The sequence below is a fragment of the Flavimaricola marinus genome, assembly GCF_900184895.1.
GTDB lineage: Bacteria > Pseudomonadota > Alphaproteobacteria > Rhodobacterales > Rhodobacteraceae > Flavimaricola > Flavimaricola marinus.
Genome location: NZ_FXZK01000013.1, coordinates 21,426 through 38,065, shown reverse-complemented (window position 1 = coordinate 38,065; position 16,640 = coordinate 21,426). Strand labels below are relative to the sequence as shown.

General features: G+C 61.3%; 15 protein-coding genes. 14 read left to right on the top strand and 1 reads right to left on the bottom strand.

Features of this window, described 5'->3' with window-relative positions; genetic code table 11:
• Window positions 1-244 precede the first annotated feature (244 nt).
• The 11 genes from LOM8899_RS19955 to LOM8899_RS19905 all read left to right on the top strand — a co-directional run bounded on the left by LOM8899_RS19955 (window position 245) and on the right by LOM8899_RS19905 (window position 12,044).
• Window positions 245-1,534 (top strand): ABC transporter substrate-binding protein, encoded by a 1,290-nt coding sequence (locus LOM8899_RS19955; RefSeq protein WP_093994015.1) that lies wholly within the window; start codon window positions 245-247, stop codon window positions 1,532-1,534.
• A gap of 18 nt (window positions 1,535-1,552) precedes the next feature.
• The gene (locus LOM8899_RS19950; RefSeq protein WP_168770610.1) at window positions 1,553-2,503 is read left to right on the top strand and encodes a carbohydrate ABC transporter permease; all 951 of its coding nucleotides are present in this window, start codon (window positions 1,553-1,555) and stop codon (window positions 2,501-2,503) included.
• 1 nt (window position 2,504) lies between these two features.
• On the top strand, window positions 2,505-3,377 hold the full coding sequence (locus LOM8899_RS19945) for a carbohydrate ABC transporter permease (protein ID WP_093994013.1): 873 nt from the start codon (window positions 2,505-2,507) through the stop codon (window positions 3,375-3,377).
• 20 nt (window positions 3,378-3,397) lie between these two features.
• Window positions 3,398-4,468, top strand: coding sequence for an ABC transporter ATP-binding protein (locus LOM8899_RS19940; RefSeq protein WP_370739396.1), 1,071 nt, complete (start codon window positions 3,398-3,400; stop codon window positions 4,466-4,468).
• Between the two features lie 23 nt (window positions 4,469-4,491).
• Entirely contained in the window at window positions 4,492-5,505 is a 1,014-nt protein-coding gene (locus tag LOM8899_RS19935) for an SIS domain-containing protein (protein WP_093994012.1), read from the top strand.
• A gap of 62 nt (window positions 5,506-5,567) precedes the next feature.
• On the top strand, window positions 5,568-6,824 hold the full coding sequence (locus LOM8899_RS19930) for an NAD(P)/FAD-dependent oxidoreductase (RefSeq protein ID WP_168770609.1): 1,257 nt from the start codon (window positions 5,568-5,570) through the stop codon (window positions 6,822-6,824).
• Window positions 6,821-7,618, top strand: coding sequence for a PfkB family carbohydrate kinase (locus tag LOM8899_RS19925; protein ID WP_093994010.1), 798 nt, complete (start codon window positions 6,821-6,823; stop codon window positions 7,616-7,618). Before LOM8899_RS19930 ends, LOM8899_RS19925 begins: the two co-directional genes overlap by 4 nt.
• 90 nt (window positions 7,619-7,708) lie before the next feature.
• A complete protein-coding gene (locus tag LOM8899_RS19920) occupies window positions 7,709-8,698 on the top strand; it encodes an SIS domain-containing protein (protein ID WP_093994009.1) in 990 nt (329 codons plus the stop codon).
• A gap of 168 nt (window positions 8,699-8,866) precedes the next feature.
• Window positions 8,867-9,724 (top strand): PfkB family carbohydrate kinase, encoded by an 858-nt coding sequence (locus LOM8899_RS19915; RefSeq protein ID WP_093994008.1) that lies wholly within the window; start codon window positions 8,867-8,869, stop codon window positions 9,722-9,724.
• Window positions 9,725-9,857: 133 nt separating this feature from the next.
• Window positions 9,858-10,988 carry an NAD(P)/FAD-dependent oxidoreductase gene (locus LOM8899_RS19910; protein ID WP_093994007.1) on the top strand — a complete coding sequence of 377 codons (1,131 nt, stop codon included), beginning with the start codon at window positions 9,858-9,860 and terminating at the stop codon, window positions 10,986-10,988.
• A gap of 27 nt (window positions 10,989-11,015) precedes the next feature.
• On the top strand, window positions 11,016-12,044 hold the full coding sequence (locus LOM8899_RS19905) for a Gfo/Idh/MocA family protein (protein ID WP_093994049.1): 1,029 nt from the start codon (window positions 11,016-11,018) through the stop codon (window positions 12,042-12,044).
• Window positions 12,045-12,408: 364 nt separating this feature from the next.
• On the opposite strand, the gene LOM8899_RS19900 is transcribed toward LOM8899_RS19905, so the two are convergent.
• Window positions 12,409-13,506 (bottom strand): LacI family DNA-binding transcriptional regulator, encoded by a 1,098-nt coding sequence (locus LOM8899_RS19900; protein WP_093994006.1) that lies wholly within the window; start codon window positions 13,504-13,506, stop codon window positions 12,409-12,411.
• 255 nt (window positions 13,507-13,761) lie between these two features.
• Here LOM8899_RS19900 and LOM8899_RS19895 point away from each other — a divergent pair, with 255 nt between their 5' ends.
• The 3 genes from LOM8899_RS19895 to LOM8899_RS19885 all read left to right on the top strand — a co-directional run bounded on the left by LOM8899_RS19895 (window position 13,762) and on the right by LOM8899_RS19885 (window position 16,571).
• Window positions 13,762-14,634, top strand: coding sequence for a transporter substrate-binding domain-containing protein (locus LOM8899_RS19895; protein WP_093994005.1), 873 nt, complete (start codon window positions 13,762-13,764; stop codon window positions 14,632-14,634).
• A 252-nt stretch (window positions 14,635-14,886) separates the two neighbouring features.
• Complete coding sequence (locus tag LOM8899_RS19890; protein WP_093994004.1) at window positions 14,887-15,798, top strand: amino acid ABC transporter permease; 912 nt, start codon at window positions 14,887-14,889, stop codon at window positions 15,796-15,798.
• Window positions 15,795-16,571, top strand: a complete 777-nt coding sequence (locus LOM8899_RS19885) for an amino acid ABC transporter ATP-binding protein (RefSeq protein ID WP_093994003.1) — start codon at window positions 15,795-15,797, stop codon at window positions 16,569-16,571. Before LOM8899_RS19890 ends, LOM8899_RS19885 begins: the two co-directional genes overlap by 4 nt.
• The last annotated feature ends 69 nt before the right edge of the window (window positions 16,572-16,640 follow it).

The window sequence follows — 16,640 nt, the reverse complement described above, 5'->3', positions numbered from 1 at the left end:
TGGTATAATCCCTCTTCTCACCAATCGCCGGATACCGTGCTGAATGCGACTACGGCGCGCGGGTTCTAATATTCATAATATACCAAGATTGGACGACCTTCGCAATGGCAGCGACAGCGCTGCAGTGCAGAAACCTTTGTAAATTGACGAGCTGGCGAATAAAACTGTTGCCAGTAAAGCATTGGTCTGATTTTTATATACCAATAACAACGTTTCGGTCTGACTGGTATACTGTCAGGCGTGAATGACCAACAAGGGAGTGTTCAGAATGACCAGACTTCTCGCAGCTACAGCGCTTGGCCTTATCGCATCCAGCGCGTTCGCCCAGGATCAGACGACGATCAGCTTCCTGCACAAATATCCTGAGCCGGAGAGCATGGCCTTTTTTGAGGCGGCAGTCGAAGCCTATGAAGAGCAGAATCCCGACATCGACATCGTCATGGAGGCAGTGGCCGATGACCCTTACAAGGACAAGATCCGTGTGCTCATGGCGTCAGACCAAGTGCCAGACATCTACTTTTCTTGGTCGGGTGAGTTCGGGCGAAAGTTTGCCCGCGAAGGACGCACCTATGACCTGACAGATGCACTTGCGGGTGCAGAATGGGAGGGGCGGTTTTCGGAGGCCGCACTCGATCCCCTGAGCTTCGAGGGGCGGCAATTTGGCGTGCCAACGAACGTCAATGCCAAATACATGGTCTACTCGACCGAGATTTTCGACGAATACGGCCTTGAGGAGCCTGCGACCTTCGCAGAGTTCCTCACACTCCTTCAGACACTCGCGGAAGAAGGCGTGACACCCATCGCCTACGGCAATCAGGCGCCCTGGGCCGCAACGCATTATATCGGCGATCTCTTCGCGAAGTATGTGCCGAACGATGTCCGCATCGCTGATTACCAGCTCCTCGCGGACCCGGACGATCTCTACACCCATCCGGGTTATGTCGAGGCGCTCCAAGTCTATCTGGACCTCGGTGATGCCGGCTTTTTTAACCGCGGAGCCAATGCCCTGCCCCACGCTGCAGCGCGAGGCTCATTTCTCTCCGGTCGGGCGGCGATGATGTATCTCGAACTAGTGGAGTTCTACATGATCCCGGGATCTGACCTGGAAGAAAGCGGCTGGGGTTTCTTCGCGATCCCGCCGGTTGACGGAGCTGAGGGCAGCCAGACCCTATTGACCGGCGCGCCGGAAGGCTTCCTGCTTTCGGCCGATACTGAGGTGGCCGAAGAGGCGCTCGACTTCCTCAACTTCCTGACCTCACCGGAAATGGCGGCCGAATATGTCCGCACCACTGGCATGACTTCTGCGGTGATCGGCTCAGTCACAAGCGAGACAGCAAGCGAAGAGGTCATTGCCGGGCTCCAGCGGCTCGAAGAGGCGGACGGTATGGCGTTGTGGCTGGACACCGATATGGACACCCAGTCGGCCAACGTGATCCTCGCCGCCGGACAGGGCCTGCTGTCGGGCGATGATACGCCCGAGGCAGTGATGGAAAGAGTGCGCACGACTGCGCTCGATGTTCAGGGCGGCCGCTAAGGCACCATGGCAAGGGCGGTGGCCGACCTTCTGGTTCTCGCCCGCGTCCCCTTTTATACAAAAGGCAGCACGATGACGCGTCCCTCCGCTAACCGCACGCACCGCGCCAGCCTACAGGGCTGGCTCTGGGTTGCCCCGACGCTCGCCTTTCTGGTCATCTTCGTCTATGGGCCCGCGCTGGCCAACGTGCGCTACAGCCTGTTCTCCTTTTCGGCGATGTCGACCAGCAAAACGTTCGTAGGCCTTGCCAATTACGCGCGCCTCATGGCCGACCCCATCTTCCTGCAAGGCCTAGTGAACAATGCGCTCTACGCGCTGATCTCGGTGTTCTTCCAAGTGGGTGTGGCGCTTACGCTTGCGGCCGTGCTTGAGGCGCGGATCTTTCCCAGGTTCGCGGCCAACACCTTCCGCAGCGCACTTTTCCTGCCGTCGATCCTACCCGTCGTCGTGGTTGGGCTAATCTGGCAGCTCCTGCTCGCCCCAGCAATGGGCCTGGTCGACCAAGCTCTTTGGGAGTTGGGGCTGGGAGACTGGTCGCGTGCCTGGTTGGGCGATCCTGCCACAGCACTCTTTACGATAATCATGGTCAGCCAATGGCAGTGGACCGGATACATCATGGCACTCTTCATGGTCGCGATCCGCGCGATCCCGCGCGACCTTTACGAGGCAATGGAGTTGGAGGGTGCTTCGGGCCCGCGGATCTTCTGGAACCTCACCGTTCCGGGGGCGCGGGAAACCATCCTGATCGTCACGATCATTACCATCCTCGGCTCGCTCAAGGTCTTCGATATCGTCTGGGTGATGACTGCCGGCGGACCAAACCATTCCTCCGAAGTACTGGGCACGCTGATGTATCGCGCAGCCTTCCGCGACGACGTAATCGGCTACTCCTCTGCCATCGCCACGGTGATTTTCTTCATTGCCCTGACAATCGGCGTGGTGCAGATCAAGCTGCAGAAGGATCGATGAGATGGCCGATAGCGCGTTGAACGCTGAGCGCCCCATTTCTACCGTGCATCGGCAGGCCGGAGAGGTCATTAATCGGGTCATCCTCTGGGCCGTGTTCCTGACACTATCGGTCATCTGCGTCTATCCGATGATCTGGCTGTTCTTGAACGCCTTTAAGTCCACCAATGAGCTTTTCTCGGCCTCGTGGGCGCTGCCAGAGACGTGGCGCTGGGAAAACTTCACCACCGCCTGGGGTTACGGCATCTCGCGTTATCTTCTAAACTCGGTCATCGTCACCGTTGCGACTGTGACAACCGTGCTGACGCTTTCCTCGATGGCGGCTTATGCGCTGGTGGTGATGAGCTTTCCAGCGAAGGCCGCGATCTACATGTCGATACTTGGCGGGATGATCCTGCCGCCCGAGGTCAGCCTATTCCCATTGTTCAAGGTTCTGGCAGCGACGGATCTCTACAACACCTACTTCGCCCTGATCCTGCCCAACGTTGCCTTCCATCTGCCGTTCACGACTTTCTTGATCCGGTCCTATATGGTCGGCATTCCTCCCGACTTACGGGAGGCCGCGCTGGTAGAGGGGGCGAGCGAGGGGCTGGTCTGGCGCGACATCTACATGCCGCTCTGTAGGCCGATCCTCGCCTCGGCTGGCCTGATCGCTGCAATGGGTGTCTGGAACGAATTCATCTTCGCGCTCACCTTCGTGGAAAGCGACAGCGTCAAGACCGTCACCATCGGCGTGATGAGCTTCGCCGTCGCTCTGAGGGCCGACTACGGGATTATGATGGCGGGACTCGCCCTGTCGATCCTGCCGATTCTGGCGACTTTTCTTATCCTCCAGCGCCAGTTCATCGGCGGCCTGACGCAGGGCGCTGTGAAATGAAGGACCTGCCCATGAGCTACATGAAGATCGACGACGTGCGGAAGAGCTTTGGCCGCTACGAGGCTCTGCGCGGCGTCGACATAGATATTGCTAAGCGCGAGTTCGTCGTCCTGCTCGGCCCTTCGGGATGCGGGAAAAGCACACTGCTGCGGATGATCGCTGGGCTGGAAAGCATCGACAGCGGCGATTTGATGATCGACGGCCAGCGCATGAACAATGTCAAGTCGGCGAATCGTGGCATCTCAATGGTCTTTCAGTCTTACGCGCTCTACCCGCACAAGACCGTGCGCCAGAACATGGAATTCGGACTTAAGGTGGCCGGGCTGAAGAAGCCCGAACGTGACGCCAAGATCGCCGAGGCCGCACGCATCCTTCAGCTGACGCCGCTGCTTGATCGGCTGCCGCGTGATCTTTCGGGGGGGCAGCGCCAGCGGGTTGCCATAGGCAGAGCGATCGTGCGGGAACCCAAGGTATTCCTCTTCGATGAGCCACTCTCGAACCTCGATGCTGCCCTTCGGATGCAGATGCGGGTTGAGCTGGCGCGGTTGCATCGGGAGCTGCAGGCCACGATGGTCTATGTGACCCACGACCAAGTTGAAGCGATGACGTTGGCCGACAAGATCGTGGTGATGCGCGATGGGCTGATCGAACAGACCGGTAACCCGCTCGAGATCTACCGCCGCCCGGTCAACACATTCGTCGCAGGCTTCATCGGCAGTCCCACCATGAACCTTCTTGACGCCCGCGTGACCAGCGTCTCGGAGCGGATCGTCCGCGTCGATGCCGCGGGCTTGATCGTCGACGCGGAGATCGATGGAGAGCCACCGATCGTCGGCGAACGGGTGACGCTGGGAATTCGCCCCGAGCACTTGGAAGGCCAGTTTGGCACTGGATCTGGCCCCTCACTCGACGTGATTGCCTGCGAGAGGTTGGGCGGCGTGACCCACGCATTCACCCGGTTCTCTGCCGGTATTGATCTGACGGTGCAGATCGACGGCGAACTGCCGATCTCGCCCGGCAACACAATCACATGCACGGCCCATCCCGGCCGCGCGCATTTGTTCTCGGCCGAAACCGGCCTGCGACTCTGACCTTTAGAAAGGACGACTTTTAGATGTTCAACTTTGACTCCGACCGCTTTTTGCGGATCCAGACAGGTGCGCACGACACGGCGCGCGACTTGGGCGCACTGGTGCAGAAGCTGGTACGCGAGGGCGCGGACAGCCTTTTCTTCATGGGATCGGGCGGGGCCGGGATCCTGATGCAGCCCGCAGCCGACCTTATGGCCCGGCAAAGCGCGATGCCCTGTTTCAACGTGATCTGCGCGGATATCGTGCTGACTGGCCATCGCGCGCTTGGCCCCAATTCTATTGTCCTGATGCCCTCGCTTTCGGGTACCACGCAGGAGAGCATCACCGCGCTCGACTATGCGAAGGGGCAGGGTGCCACCGTTATCACCCTTGTCGGGCATGGCGATACGCCGTTGGCAAAGGCGGCAGACCACTGCTTCATCAACTACGCGGCCGACGACACTTCCTGCGAGATGTTCTACGTCCAGTCGCTCGTCGCAGTCCTCGCCGCGATGCAGGCGGCTGGCGAGCGGGACGACTACGAGCGACTGCTCGAGGAGCTCTCGGGTCTGCCGCAGCAGCTTCTGGCAGTAAAGCAGGCAATTGAGCCGCGAGCGGAGGCGCTGGCAAAGACTATTCAGAATGATGACTGGCATATCATCACGGGCGCCGGGTCCGCCTGGACGGAGGCCTATTACTACGGGATGTGCATCCTTGAAGAGATGCAGTGGGTCCGCACTCGTCCCGTCCACGCTGCCGACTTCTTTCACGGTACGCTGGAGCTTGTGGAAAAAGGCGTTTCTGTCATTGTCTTCATGGGGGAGGACGAAGCTCGGCCGCTGGCCGAGCGCGTGGTTCAATTCGCCAAGGATCATACCGACCGCTTGATCGTGCTCGACACGGCCGAGATGCCCACGACCGGTCTGTCGCCCGATCTCCGCGCGATGCTTACGCCGGCGCTCTTAGCCACCACTCTCGAACGGCTCTCGGCTCATCTGGAAGTGCTTCGAAACCATCCGCTGGAGACACGCCGCTATTACCGCCGCGTCGCCTACTGAGGCAGAGCATGACCCTAGAATTTTTCGCAAATTACTCTGAACAACCGCTCTGGCGAGCCGAGATGACCTTACCCAAAATTCCCGCGGCGCAGGTCGAGCCCCGCGAGGACGTGGTCGTGGTGGGATCGGGATTCTCCGGCCTGAATACGGCGCTGCACCTTGCCCGCGGCGGTCGCAAGGTCGTCATCCTTGACGCGGAAGAGATTGGCCACGGCTGCTCCACCCGCAACGGCGGTCAGGTCTCCTCGGAGATCAAGCCCGATCTGGTGGGGTTAGCAGCTCGTTTTGGCGAGACGAGGGCGATGGAGATCCTGCGCACCGGGGTCGAGGCGCACCGCCATCTGCGCAATTTCGTGGCCGATGAAGGCATCGATTGCAACTATTCAGTATGTGGACATTTCATAGGCGCCCACCGCGAGGATCGGCTTCAGGGGCTGGAGGCCTTCGGTGCGCTGCAGCGCAAGATCGGGATAGAGGCCGAAATGGTCCCCGCTGCCCGGGTTTGCGACTACGTCTCGTCCCCCCAGTTCCGCGGCGGGTTGCATCTGCCCGACTGGGCAAGCGTGCATCCCGGGCGACTTCTGGCCGGGCTGGTGAGGCTGTGCCTTGAAGAGGGCATACGCTTTGTTCCTCATTGCCGCGCCAGCGCCATCGAGGACCGGGGCGACTACATGTCCCTGATGGCGGGCCAGGTTCGGGTTCGGGCGGACCATCTGGTCATGGGCACGGATGGCTATACTGATGGCGCATCGAAATGGATGCGGCGCAGAGTCGTCTCGCTCGCCTCGGTAGTGATGGCGACGGTACCGATGGACAGGGCCGAGGTGACGCGGCTCTATCCCCGCGCCTCAATGATCTACGACACGCGACTGAACGTGACCTACCACCGGCCGTCGCCAGACGGCGACCGCGTGGTTATGGGGACCGTCGTGCCAGTGGATACGAAGAACTTGCGCACTTGCCTGCCGCGCGCACGCGACAACATGTTGCGCGTATTTCCGCAGCTCGCGGGGGTCCCCCTGGGCCATGTCTGGTCGGGGTGGGTCGGCGCGACTTTCAGCCATTTGCCGCATGTCGGTGTGAAGGGGCGTATGGGCTACGCCATCGGCTATAACGGCACCGGGGTTGCGATGACGTCCTTCCTCGGCCAGGCGCTGGCGCGCAAGTTGTTGGGTCAGCCTGGCGGAGAGACTGGCTTGGACGGGTTGGAGTTTGAGACCCGACCCTTCTTCCACGGTCAGACCTGGTACCGTCGTCCCGTGCTGGCCCTACACGATGTCAAGGATCGGCTGCCATCCCGCGGAGCGACCATCGGATGACGGCATTTGACCTTTTCGCCGTTGGCGACAACTGCATCGACAAGCTGAGCGGCCATGCTGAGGCTGTCCTCGTGGGGGGCAACGCAGTAAATGTCGCCGTACAGACTGCGCGAAGCGGGCTTTCTGCAGCCTACGCCGGCGCCCTGGGACCGGACGGCGATCGGGTCGCCGACACGCTTGCTGCCAACGGGGTCGACATACGCTGGCTCGTCCGGCGAGACGCCCCAACGTCGGTCACTGAGATCTACGTCGGCGCTGATGGCGAGCGGACTTTACTAAAGGAGGATTTTGGCGCCTGCAGCGGCTGGACCCCCGATGCCGCGGCACGGGCCGCAATCGCGCAGGCACGGCATGTCCATATTGGCTGGCTCGACGATGGCGGAGCCCTACGACGGGCGCTCAAGGCCAGCGGGATCTCTGTGAGCCAGGATCTTTCTGTCAATGTGACCTCAGAGGAGAACATCCGCGCTGATGGCCTGTCTATAGCCTTTGCTTCGTTGCCAGAGGCACGCGCCAGTGAGGCTGCGGGCCGCGCCGCGGCCCTTGTCGCCGATGGCGCCGACACGGCCGTAATTACGCTCGGCCGGGCCGGCAGCTTCGCACTTGCCGGTGGTCGTGAGTGGCGCACTGGGGCCGAGCCTATAATCGCTCTCGACACGACCGGCGCCGGCGACAGCTACATCGCGGGCTTCCTGACTGCCCGTCTGAATGGAGCAGAAATGCAAGAAGCAATGCTGGCGGGACATGCTTTGGCCGCCCGCACCTGCAGCCATCCCGGAGGTTTTCCGCAGTAGCGCGCTACAACCAAAACGGCCGCGACCCGGTTCAACTATGTTCCGGTATCAGCGTTCCCTTGCCTGAACCCGACCCGAAAGAGGATCAAAATGCTGGACCACAACCTTCCCACCGAGGCGCAACTTTCCGCCGCTATTGACTCCGCCAAGTGCCGTGTTGACGTGGACGATGTCTACTTCGTCGCATGCGGTGGCTCCTACGCGCTGATGCTACCGGCAGAATATGTGATGGACCGCCAGTCCAAGACGATGGCCGCACACGCGCTGAATGCCGCCGAGTTTAAGGCCCGCGCGCCTGCGCGGCTTGGCAAGAGCTCGATTGTCATCCTTTGCTCGCTCAGCGGCACCACACCCGAGACGGTCGAGGCAGCGCGCTTCGCCCGCGAGAGGGGTGCGCTGACCATCGTGCTCACCACTGTCGCAGGCAGCCCCTTGGACGAGGTCGCCGAAATTTCGATCTACTATAAGCACGACCCTAAGCGGTTGGAAACGAACGACGCTCCCGCCCTTCTCGCCCGGCTGACCTTCGGCATCCTCGCCGCGCGAGAAGGGAATGAGGTCGTTGCAAAGCTAGATGCCGCGCTGAACCAACTGCCTGGGATCGTGGATAAGGCAGTCGCCGCGCATGAAGGTCGCATCGCGACCTTTGCTGAAGACCACAAGCGCGACACTGTAATCTACACAATGGCCTCGGGAGGCAACTACGCCACCGCCTATTCCTACGCGATCTGCATCTTTCAGGAGATGCAATGGATCCATTCGGCCGCAATCCATGCGGGCGAGTATTTCCATGGCCCCTTCGAGATCACTGATTTCGATGTGCCCTTCATCGTGCTGAAAAGCCTTGGCGCGTCACGACCGATGGACGACCGCGCGATCGACTTCGTCACCAAGTACAGCAACCGCGTCACGGTTCTCGACGCTGAGGAACTAGGCCTAGGGGCACTGGCCACGGACATCGTCGAATATGTCGAACCGCTCGTCTTCGGCGCGCTTTTGCGAGTCTATTGCGACAAGCTCGCCTTCTCCCGCGGGCATCCGCTGACAGTGCGTCGCTACATGTGGCAGATGGAGTATTGAGCATGACTCGCGCGGCCACCCGAGGGACGATAGATGATCCAGAGCGGCCTCGTTGGGGATCGGCGAAGCTGATTGAACCTTTATCTAAGCACATGGTCGAGGTGACGATGATGACGATGTGGTGCTTTGACGCATCCAAGGACGTCGGAGAGGGAGAGGGGCGCAGAAATGAACGATCTTCAATGCGTAGGTTTGGTCGGGATCGGCGACAATGTCGTGGACGCTTACCTTGAGAGGGCGGAATATTTCCCCGGCGGCAATGCCTTGAACGTCGCTGTTTTGGCTCGACGTGCCGGGCTTTCCCAGACCGCGTATATCGGAATTGTGGGCGATGACCCCGAAGGCGCGCACGTGCGGGCCAGCATTCTTGCCGAGGGCTTGAGCGACAATCATCTGCGTCAGGCTGTCGGTCCAAACGGGAAGGCAGAGGTCACGTTGGATGAAGGAGGCGACAGGGTATTTTTGCGATCCAACAATGGGGGCATCCGCCGCAAGCTTATGCTCCGCATGGATGATGACGATTTCGCGCTCATCAGACGCTACGGCCATGTTCACACCAGTTGTTTCAGCTATCTCGAAGCCGAACTACCGCGCATAAGGCGTGTTGCTCAGGGCATCTCCTTCGATTTCTCCACCCGGCGCGAGCCCGATTACTTGGCGCAGGTGTGTCCACATGTAACCATGGCCTGCTTTTCCGCCGCCGATCTCGATGATGAAGCCTGCACCGCACTGATGAAACAGGTCAACGGGTTCGGCGTAAGCACCATCGCCATTACCCGGGGCGTGAAGGATGCCATGTGGCAGGTCGACGGCACAATCTACCGCCAGGCGCGGAAACCCGCCACGGTGGTCGATACGATGGGTGCAGGTGATGCCTTCACAGCGGCCTACCTGGCGGCAACTCTTCAGGGCGCTCGTCCCGATGTAGCGCTTGATGCAGCCGCAGGATTTGCTGCGAGGGCATGTGGATGGTTCGGTGCCTTCGGGCATCCTCATCCCATGCCGGTGCATGAAATGGCGACATGAGCATTTAGCGCGAGGGAAGTTCGTCGCGCCTCAGACAGAATTCGCCCGTACCAAGGGCTGGAAAAGATCGGCGTGCTAGACCCTCCCTGTCCACTTTCCCTCAACTCCTAAACGTCTGAAAGGTAGAACAGTTATGACGACCAATTCCTCTCCTCTCTGCGTCGGTATCATTGGCGGCGGCATCTTCGGTGTCGCCACGGCATGGCATCTGGCCCGTGCCGGAGCCGAGATTGTGCTGTTGAACGATGGTCCTCTGGCCAATGGCGCCTCGTGCCGCTCGATCGCCTGGCTGAACTCGGCAAACCGCCGATCGCAGGAATATCACACGCTGCGCCTTCTGGGCATGGACCGCTGGCGTAGCTTCCGCAGCCATCGGCCCGAAACCCACGGTTTCCTGCGGTTTGACGGTGGGCTGCGCTGGAAAAGCCTGATCGACGGCGCAACGCTCGAAGAAACGCTGCATTACGAACAGGGCATCGGATACGATTCCGAATGGGTGGACAGTGACGAGATTTCCCGCCGCGTGGCAGGGGTAGACCCGAAATCGGTGAACAATGGCCATGCCATTTTCAATGCTGGTGAAGGCTGGGTCGATCTGCCCAGCGTCATCGGACTGATGGCAAAGGAAATTCTGGCCTTGGGAGGGAAGATCGTTGAGGATGCGGGAAAATCTGAAATCGAAACGGCCTCGGGCCGCGTGACAGCCGTACGCACTGCCGGGGGAGAACGGTTCAGTGTGGATGCCGCACTGCTGGCCACGGGTCCTTCGGTGCCCGAAGCGGTACGCGACTTGGGAATGCCGATGGGCGACGACAGCCCGGTGTCTCTTCTGATCCTGACGAAACCCGTCGCTTCCGGGCTGCGCGCGGTGCTGAACACGCCTCGTGCGGCAGTGCGCCCCGCGGTCAACAACTGCCTGGCCATCGATTCCGGCTGGGTTGAACGTGCAATGGTCATCCACGAGGATGGCAGCTTTGAATACAGCGACGACGACGTACAGACGCTTCTTAGCGAGGCGGAAAAGCTTATCCGGGGGAATCCGAAACTGGAAATCGATTCCATCGGCGTCGGGCGCAAGCCCATTCCCGGCGGTGGCGAGCCGGTAGTGGGCGCGCTGGACGGGATCGATGGCTATTACGTTGCCTTTAGCCACAGCGGCGCCACTCTGGGCTTGATTCTGCCTGAGCTTCTGGCGCGGGAAATCCTCGGAGGCGAACCGTCGTCGCTGTTCGAAACCTTCCGCCCCGGTCGCTATGCGGCCTGATCCCCGGTCAGGATGAAGGATATTCCCATGACATCCGAAACAACGAAACGCCCCGTATGGGGCGTGCTCGGCACAGGCAACATTGCGGTGAAACAGGTGATCCCCGCACTGATGAAGAGTGACAGGCTGAGTGTCGGCGCCATCTCGTCGCGCGATGGGCAGAAAGCGCGCGCGGCGGCTGCCGCCCTTGGCATCCCGCGTGCCCACGACAGTTACGAGGCTCTGCTGGCAGACCCCGAAATTGACATCGTCTATAATCCACTGCCCAATCACCTGCATGTGCCCTGGACACTCAAGGCGCTTGAGGCGGGCAAGCATGTGCTCTGCGAAAAACCCATTGCCCTGAGTGCGAGTGAGGCCGAAAAACTGATCGAAGCCTCCCGTCGTGCAGGCAAAAAAGTGCGCGAAGCGTTCATGATCCGCGACCATCCTCAATGGCAGCGGGCACGCGATCTGGCCCGAACCGGCGCACTTGGCAGCGTAAGAGCGATTCACGCCAGCTTCTGCTATGACAATCGCGATCCCGCCAATGTGCGCAATCAGGCCAATATCGGTGGCGGCGCGCTGAATGACGTGGGGTGCTACGCGGTTGCGCTGGCGCGGTTTATCTTTGAGGGCGAACCCGAAAAGGCGGTGGTGCTTGTTGATCGAGATCCCGCATTCGGCACCGATCGGGTGACCAGTGGCATCCTGGCATTTCCCGAGGGCCGCCGTCTCGTCTTCACCTGCGCCACGCAACTCGTGCGCAGTCAGGATGTGCAGATCATCGGCACTGAAGGGCGCGTGTCGCTCGCAATTCCATTCAATCAGCCGTCAGATCATGCGGCACGGTTAATTTTCGACGATGGTACAGTCGTAAAAGGACAACCGCACCGGATCGAGGAGTTTGCGCCGGTTGATCAGTACCGATTGCAGGCCGAGGCCTTCTCCGATCTCTGCATGAATGGCGACAGAGATCTCTTCGATGCGGAAGACGCGGTTCAGAATATGCGCGGTCTCGATGCCCTCAGAGCGTCGGAGCAGACAGGACGATGGGCGACCGTGCTACGGGGGTGAGCCCCGTATTCTTGCCGCAGTTGACTGGATCGTACTGCGAAACAGGGAAAAACTCCGACCAACTGACGCCTGAATGTAATACTCAAGAGCAACAAACCCGGCCCAACGCTCTGCGTACCGGATTCAAGGGCAACGCGAAAGGAGCCGGATTATCTGTCGACCGGGCCAATGGGAGAGCCGCGAGAAGCCGCAGTTCTTGACGATTGGCGAACAGCTGAGCCCGGCGATGCCGCTCGTGTCGTCCGTGTCGCCGGCCGGATAGGCGCGCTGGACGACCGTCGGAAGCGCGGTTCGGACGGCTGGCGGCACAGACTGGCGCTGACCAGCTACCGGTAGCGCGAGTGGAATGTGCCAAGCCCGCCGGTCAGCCAGTTGGTGTGACTGTACGGACTGAGCCGCGCAGGATCTGCCGCGCCGCCAGCGTCAGCTTGCGCGGCGCGAGATCGGCCTGGTCCATCCGCTCGATGAGCATCTGTGTGGCCCGCTGTCCCATCAACCGGCGCGGCTGTGCGATCGCGTCTATACCGGGAGAAACAAAGGCCATCCAGTCGAGTTCGTCGAAGCCGACGAGGGAAAGATCGTCTGGAATCCGCAGCCCGCAGGCGGTAATGGCGTGCATCGTGCCTTCCGTCATTAGGCCGTCGGCGGTGAACAGAGCCGAGGGCCGGTCGGATCGCGCCAGCATCGCGCGCGCCTGACGTTCGGCCTCTTCCATAGAATAATCGCCCACCTGAGCGATCAGCGAAAGATCGACGGGTACGCCAGCCGCAGTATGGGCGCGGACGAAGCCTGCAAGACGCTGCCAACTGGGGTAGAGGGTGGAGACGTCGGTGGCGGGATCGGCGCAGATACCCGAAACAAAGGTTGCCAGCTCGTCGGGGCGCGTCGATTGCAACTCGGCCACCATTCCGATGCGGCGGTGGCCCCTTTCGATCAGCCGGGCGATCCCGGTCTGCACCGCTTCGACATTGTCGACACCGATGCTGTCGACATCGAGGCCGCGGACCTGCCGGTCTATGAGAACGAGCGGTGTCGCCGCTGCGGCATCGCGCAGGTGCGGCGACCTCTGGGTATCGCAGGGAGAGACGATCATCCCGTCTACCTGTTTCTCGCGCAAGAGCCGGATTGCGTCCACCTCGCGCTCGATGGTCTCGTCGCTGTTGGTGATGAGCAGCGCAAATCCTGCCTCGTCCGCCGCGTCGGAAATGCCACGCAGGATCTTGGCATAGAATGGGCTCTGGATATCGCCCGCGACAAAGCCGATCGTGCGGGTCAGACCGGTGATCAGGCTGCGGGCCAAGAGGTTGGGACTGTAGCCGAGGGCCGTCGCCGCATCCTGCACCCGCGTCTTCATTTCGGTGCTGCTGTACCCATAGCCCCCTAGGACACGGCCCGCAGTCGCCGTGCTGACGCCGGCCCTGCGGGCTACATCCGTGATCGTCGCCTTACGTTCTTCGTTCATGAACAAGTGCCTTCCTCGACCATCCGCGCTTGCGGTAGCACCTCTGCCGGCCCAAGGCGACCTCGAAGATGCCACTGAGAATGTGTCAAGCAGGTCTTGCCTTTGGACACGTTTCGACCGGATCTCATTCCCTTACACGCGGCACATCCACGCCCCTATTGACGCGAGGATAGGAACTATGAGAACGTTCGCATAGTAGTATTGTCCGGCTGATTCTCTTGACAGTTGAGCCAGACGCCAAAAGGAGAAGATTGCATGCGACTTCGCTCGACCTTTGCCATTGCGGCCCCTGCCGCCTTTGGCCTCATTCTCGCGGCACTTCCGGCCTCGGCCGACGTGATCCCGGCGCTGCACGATGCGCTGCCCGAAGAGTACCGGGACGGCATCGACGCCGCGGTTTTCAACGACTGGCCGCCAGACGAATTTATGCATGACGGCGAACTCGTCGGCTGGAGCGTCGATATCGCTCACGAAATGGAAGAGCGTCTGGGTGTGCCGTTCACCTATACCGCAACCAGTTTCGACGCGATCATCCCCGGCCTCGTGGCGCGCCGGTTTGACGCAGGCTTCTCGTCGTTCGGCAGCACGCCCGAGCGGCTGACCGAGCTCGACTTCATTCCGCAACGCAAGATCGGCACCGCCTTCGCCATCCCCGTGTCGAGCGAGTTGCAGATCGCCACAGAAGAAGACGTCTGCGGCGTCTCTGTGGCCGTCCTGTCGGGCGGTTGGGACAACCAGCTTCTGGAAACGATGAGCCAGGAGAGCTGCGTCGATGCCGGCCTCGTAGCCGTCGACATCCAGCAGCACCAGACGCAGAATTCGGCCGAACTCGCCGTGCAGTCGGGCCGAGCCGAAACGACCTTCGCCTCGTCCGCCAAGATGGCCTATCTGGCGGCCCAGACGGGCCAGTTCCGCGTGTCCGATCTGGTGCTGCAGCCTGTCTACAGCAACATCGGCGTGCGCCGGGGTGATCCACTGGCGCAGGTGATGGCGGATGCGATCCAGACGATGATCGACGACGGAACCTACGTCGAGATCATGGCCAAATGGGGCCTCGACGACAGCGGCATGCTGGAAGAGGCACTCGTTATCACGCTCGAAAATCCTGAAGATACCATGGGCAACTGAGCCATGAGGGCGCCCGCCGTCGCGCGGGCCCCCTCATGGCTGGGCGCGCGCTCGCCGGAAGCGACGGCAAGCGCGCGCAACCTTTCCCGATGAGTCCCGCGATCGTGCAACCGTCGATCAGCGCGCATGTCCAGATACCGCTACCGCCCCCCTGTTCCTTGCCGAACCCCGTCCGGATTTGCTGCCGTTGCGCGCGCAAGCGCCCTGATACGCAGCCATCCAGCCAGTGCGCCCCGAGGAGGGCACCGCCAGATGAGCCGACCCGACATCCACGATGTGACGCCCGTTCCGGTCCGCCGCTATGGCCAGCAGTTCGGCGCCGTCGTCCTGATCGTTTTTGCTCTGCTATTTGCGCAGAACCTAGCGACGAACCAGAATATCCAGTGGCCGGTCGTCGCGCAGTACATGTTCGCTCCGAGCATCCTGTCCGGCCTCGGCATGACCATTTTGCTGACCGTACTGGCGATGGTTATCGGCCTTTCAATCGGCGTGGTCCTCGCCATCATGCGGCTGTCGGACAGCCGGGTTTTCCAGGGCGCCGCCTGGGCGTGGATCTGGTTCTTCCGAGGCGTGCCGCCCTTGGTGCAGCTGATCTTCTGGTACAATCTGGCCCTGCTCTACCCCGATCTTTCGATCGGCATTCCCTTCGGACCCAAGTTGTTCATCTGGGATACCAACGCGGTCATCACGCCGTTCAGCGCGGCGATCCTCGGCCTTGCCTTTACCGAAGCGGCCTATGCCGCCGAGATGATCCGCGCCGGAATCCAGGCGGTCAGCGGTGGTCAGGTCGAGGCCTCCGCCACACTCGGCATGAGCCGCTCGCAGACCCTGCGCCGGATCGTTCTGCCGCAGGCGCTGCGGATCGTCATTCCACCCATCGGCAACGACACGATCTCGATGCTCAAATTCACCTCTCTCGTCAGTGTTCTTGCGCTGCCCGACTTGCTGTTCTCGGCGCAGATGGTCTATGCACGGACATATCAGACGATCCCGCTGCTTATGGTGGCGACGATCTGGTATCTGGTGCTGACCACCGTTCTCACCTTCGCCGAACATGCGATCGAGCATCGTCTCTCCGAAGGCAGTCCGCCGTCGAAGCGCAGCTTTCAGAAGCGTCTATTCGACATGCGCCCGTTCCGCCGCCAGAAGGAGTTCTCCGCATGACAATGCCGCTTCTGAAGGTCGAGCGTCTACGAAAGAGCTTTGGAGACCACGAGGTGCTGTCGGGCATCGACCTGTCGGTGAACGAGGGCGACGTGACCTGCATCGTCGGACCCTCCGGTTCGGGCAAGAGCACGCTGTTGCGCTGCCTCAACCACCTCGAAAAGCCGACAGGGGGCGCGATCTTCCTGCAAGGAGAACCGGTCGGCGTGCGTTGGCGTGGCGACCGGCTGTACGAGATGTCGTTCAACGAAATGGCGCGCCAGCGGCAGAAGATGGGGATGGTGTTCCAGGGCTTTCACCTGTTCCCGCACAAGACGGCGCTGCAGAACATCACCGAGGCACCGATCATCGTAAAGGGCACCCCGCGCCATCAGGCCGAGGCCGAAGGCATGGCGCTCTTGGAAAAGGTCGGCATGCCCGACCGGGCGCACTATTATCCCCGCCAGTTGTCCGGCGGGCAGCAGCAGCGGGTGGCCATCGCCCGCTCTCTGGCGATGAAGCCTGCACTCCTTCTATTCGATGAGCCGACATCGGCGCTCGACCCCGAACTCGTGGGCGAGGTGCTTGCGGCTATGCGGCAACTGGCGGAGGAGGGGATGACGATGCTCGTCGTCACCCACGAGATGCTGTTCGCGCGCGACGTGGCCGATCACCTGATCTTCATGGAAGGCGGAGTGATCGTCGAGCAGGGCAATCCGCGCGAGATCATGACGTCGCCCCGCCACGAGCGGACGCGCGAATTCCTGGCCCGTGTGCTGCCTCAGGCGGTTTGAGGGCCTGACCGGCCCCGCCCGAGCAAATGACTCGGCCCCGTTGCGCGCTTGACCGCTTGGGGAAGGCGC

What these genes read in the sequence shown, in the direction of transcription:
- LOM8899_RS19955 (WP_093994015.1), top strand. Translation starts at nt 245, where the DNA reads ATGACCAACAAGGGAGTGTTCAGAATGACCAGACTTCTCGCAGCTACA.
- LOM8899_RS19945 (WP_093994013.1), top strand. Translation starts at nt 2,505, where the DNA reads ATGGCCGATAGCGCGTTGAACGCTGAGCGCCCCATTTCTACCGTGCAT.
- LOM8899_RS19940 (WP_370739396.1), top strand. Translation starts at nt 3,398, where the DNA reads ATGAAGATCGACGACGTGCGGAAGAGCTTTGGCCGCTACGAGGCTCTG.
- LOM8899_RS19935 (WP_093994012.1), top strand. Translation starts at nt 4,492, where the DNA reads ATGTTCAACTTTGACTCCGACCGCTTTTTGCGGATCCAGACAGGTGCG.
- LOM8899_RS19930 (WP_168770609.1), top strand. Translation starts at nt 5,568, where the DNA reads ATGACCTTACCCAAAATTCCCGCGGCGCAGGTCGAGCCCCGCGAGGAC.
- LOM8899_RS19925 (WP_093994010.1), top strand. Translation starts at nt 6,821, where the DNA reads ATGACGGCATTTGACCTTTTCGCCGTTGGCGACAACTGCATCGACAAG.
- LOM8899_RS19920 (WP_093994009.1), top strand. Translation starts at nt 7,709, where the DNA reads ATGCTGGACCACAACCTTCCCACCGAGGCGCAACTTTCCGCCGCTATT.
- LOM8899_RS19915 (WP_093994008.1), top strand. Translation starts at nt 8,867, where the DNA reads ATGAACGATCTTCAATGCGTAGGTTTGGTCGGGATCGGCGACAATGTC.
- LOM8899_RS19910 (WP_093994007.1), top strand. Translation starts at nt 9,858, where the DNA reads ATGACGACCAATTCCTCTCCTCTCTGCGTCGGTATCATTGGCGGCGGC.
- LOM8899_RS19905 (WP_093994049.1), top strand. Translation starts at nt 11,016, where the DNA reads ATGACATCCGAAACAACGAAACGCCCCGTATGGGGCGTGCTCGGCACA.
- LOM8899_RS19900 (WP_093994006.1), bottom strand. Translation starts at nt 13,506, where the DNA reads ATGAACGAAGAACGTAAGGCGACGATCACGGATGTAGCCCGCAGGGCC.
- LOM8899_RS19895 (WP_093994005.1), top strand. Translation starts at nt 13,762, where the DNA reads ATGCGACTTCGCTCGACCTTTGCCATTGCGGCCCCTGCCGCCTTTGGC.
- LOM8899_RS19890 (WP_093994004.1), top strand. Translation starts at nt 14,887, where the DNA reads ATGAGCCGACCCGACATCCACGATGTGACGCCCGTTCCGGTCCGCCGC.
- LOM8899_RS19885 (WP_093994003.1), top strand. Translation starts at nt 15,795, where the DNA reads ATGACAATGCCGCTTCTGAAGGTCGAGCGTCTACGAAAGAGCTTTGGA.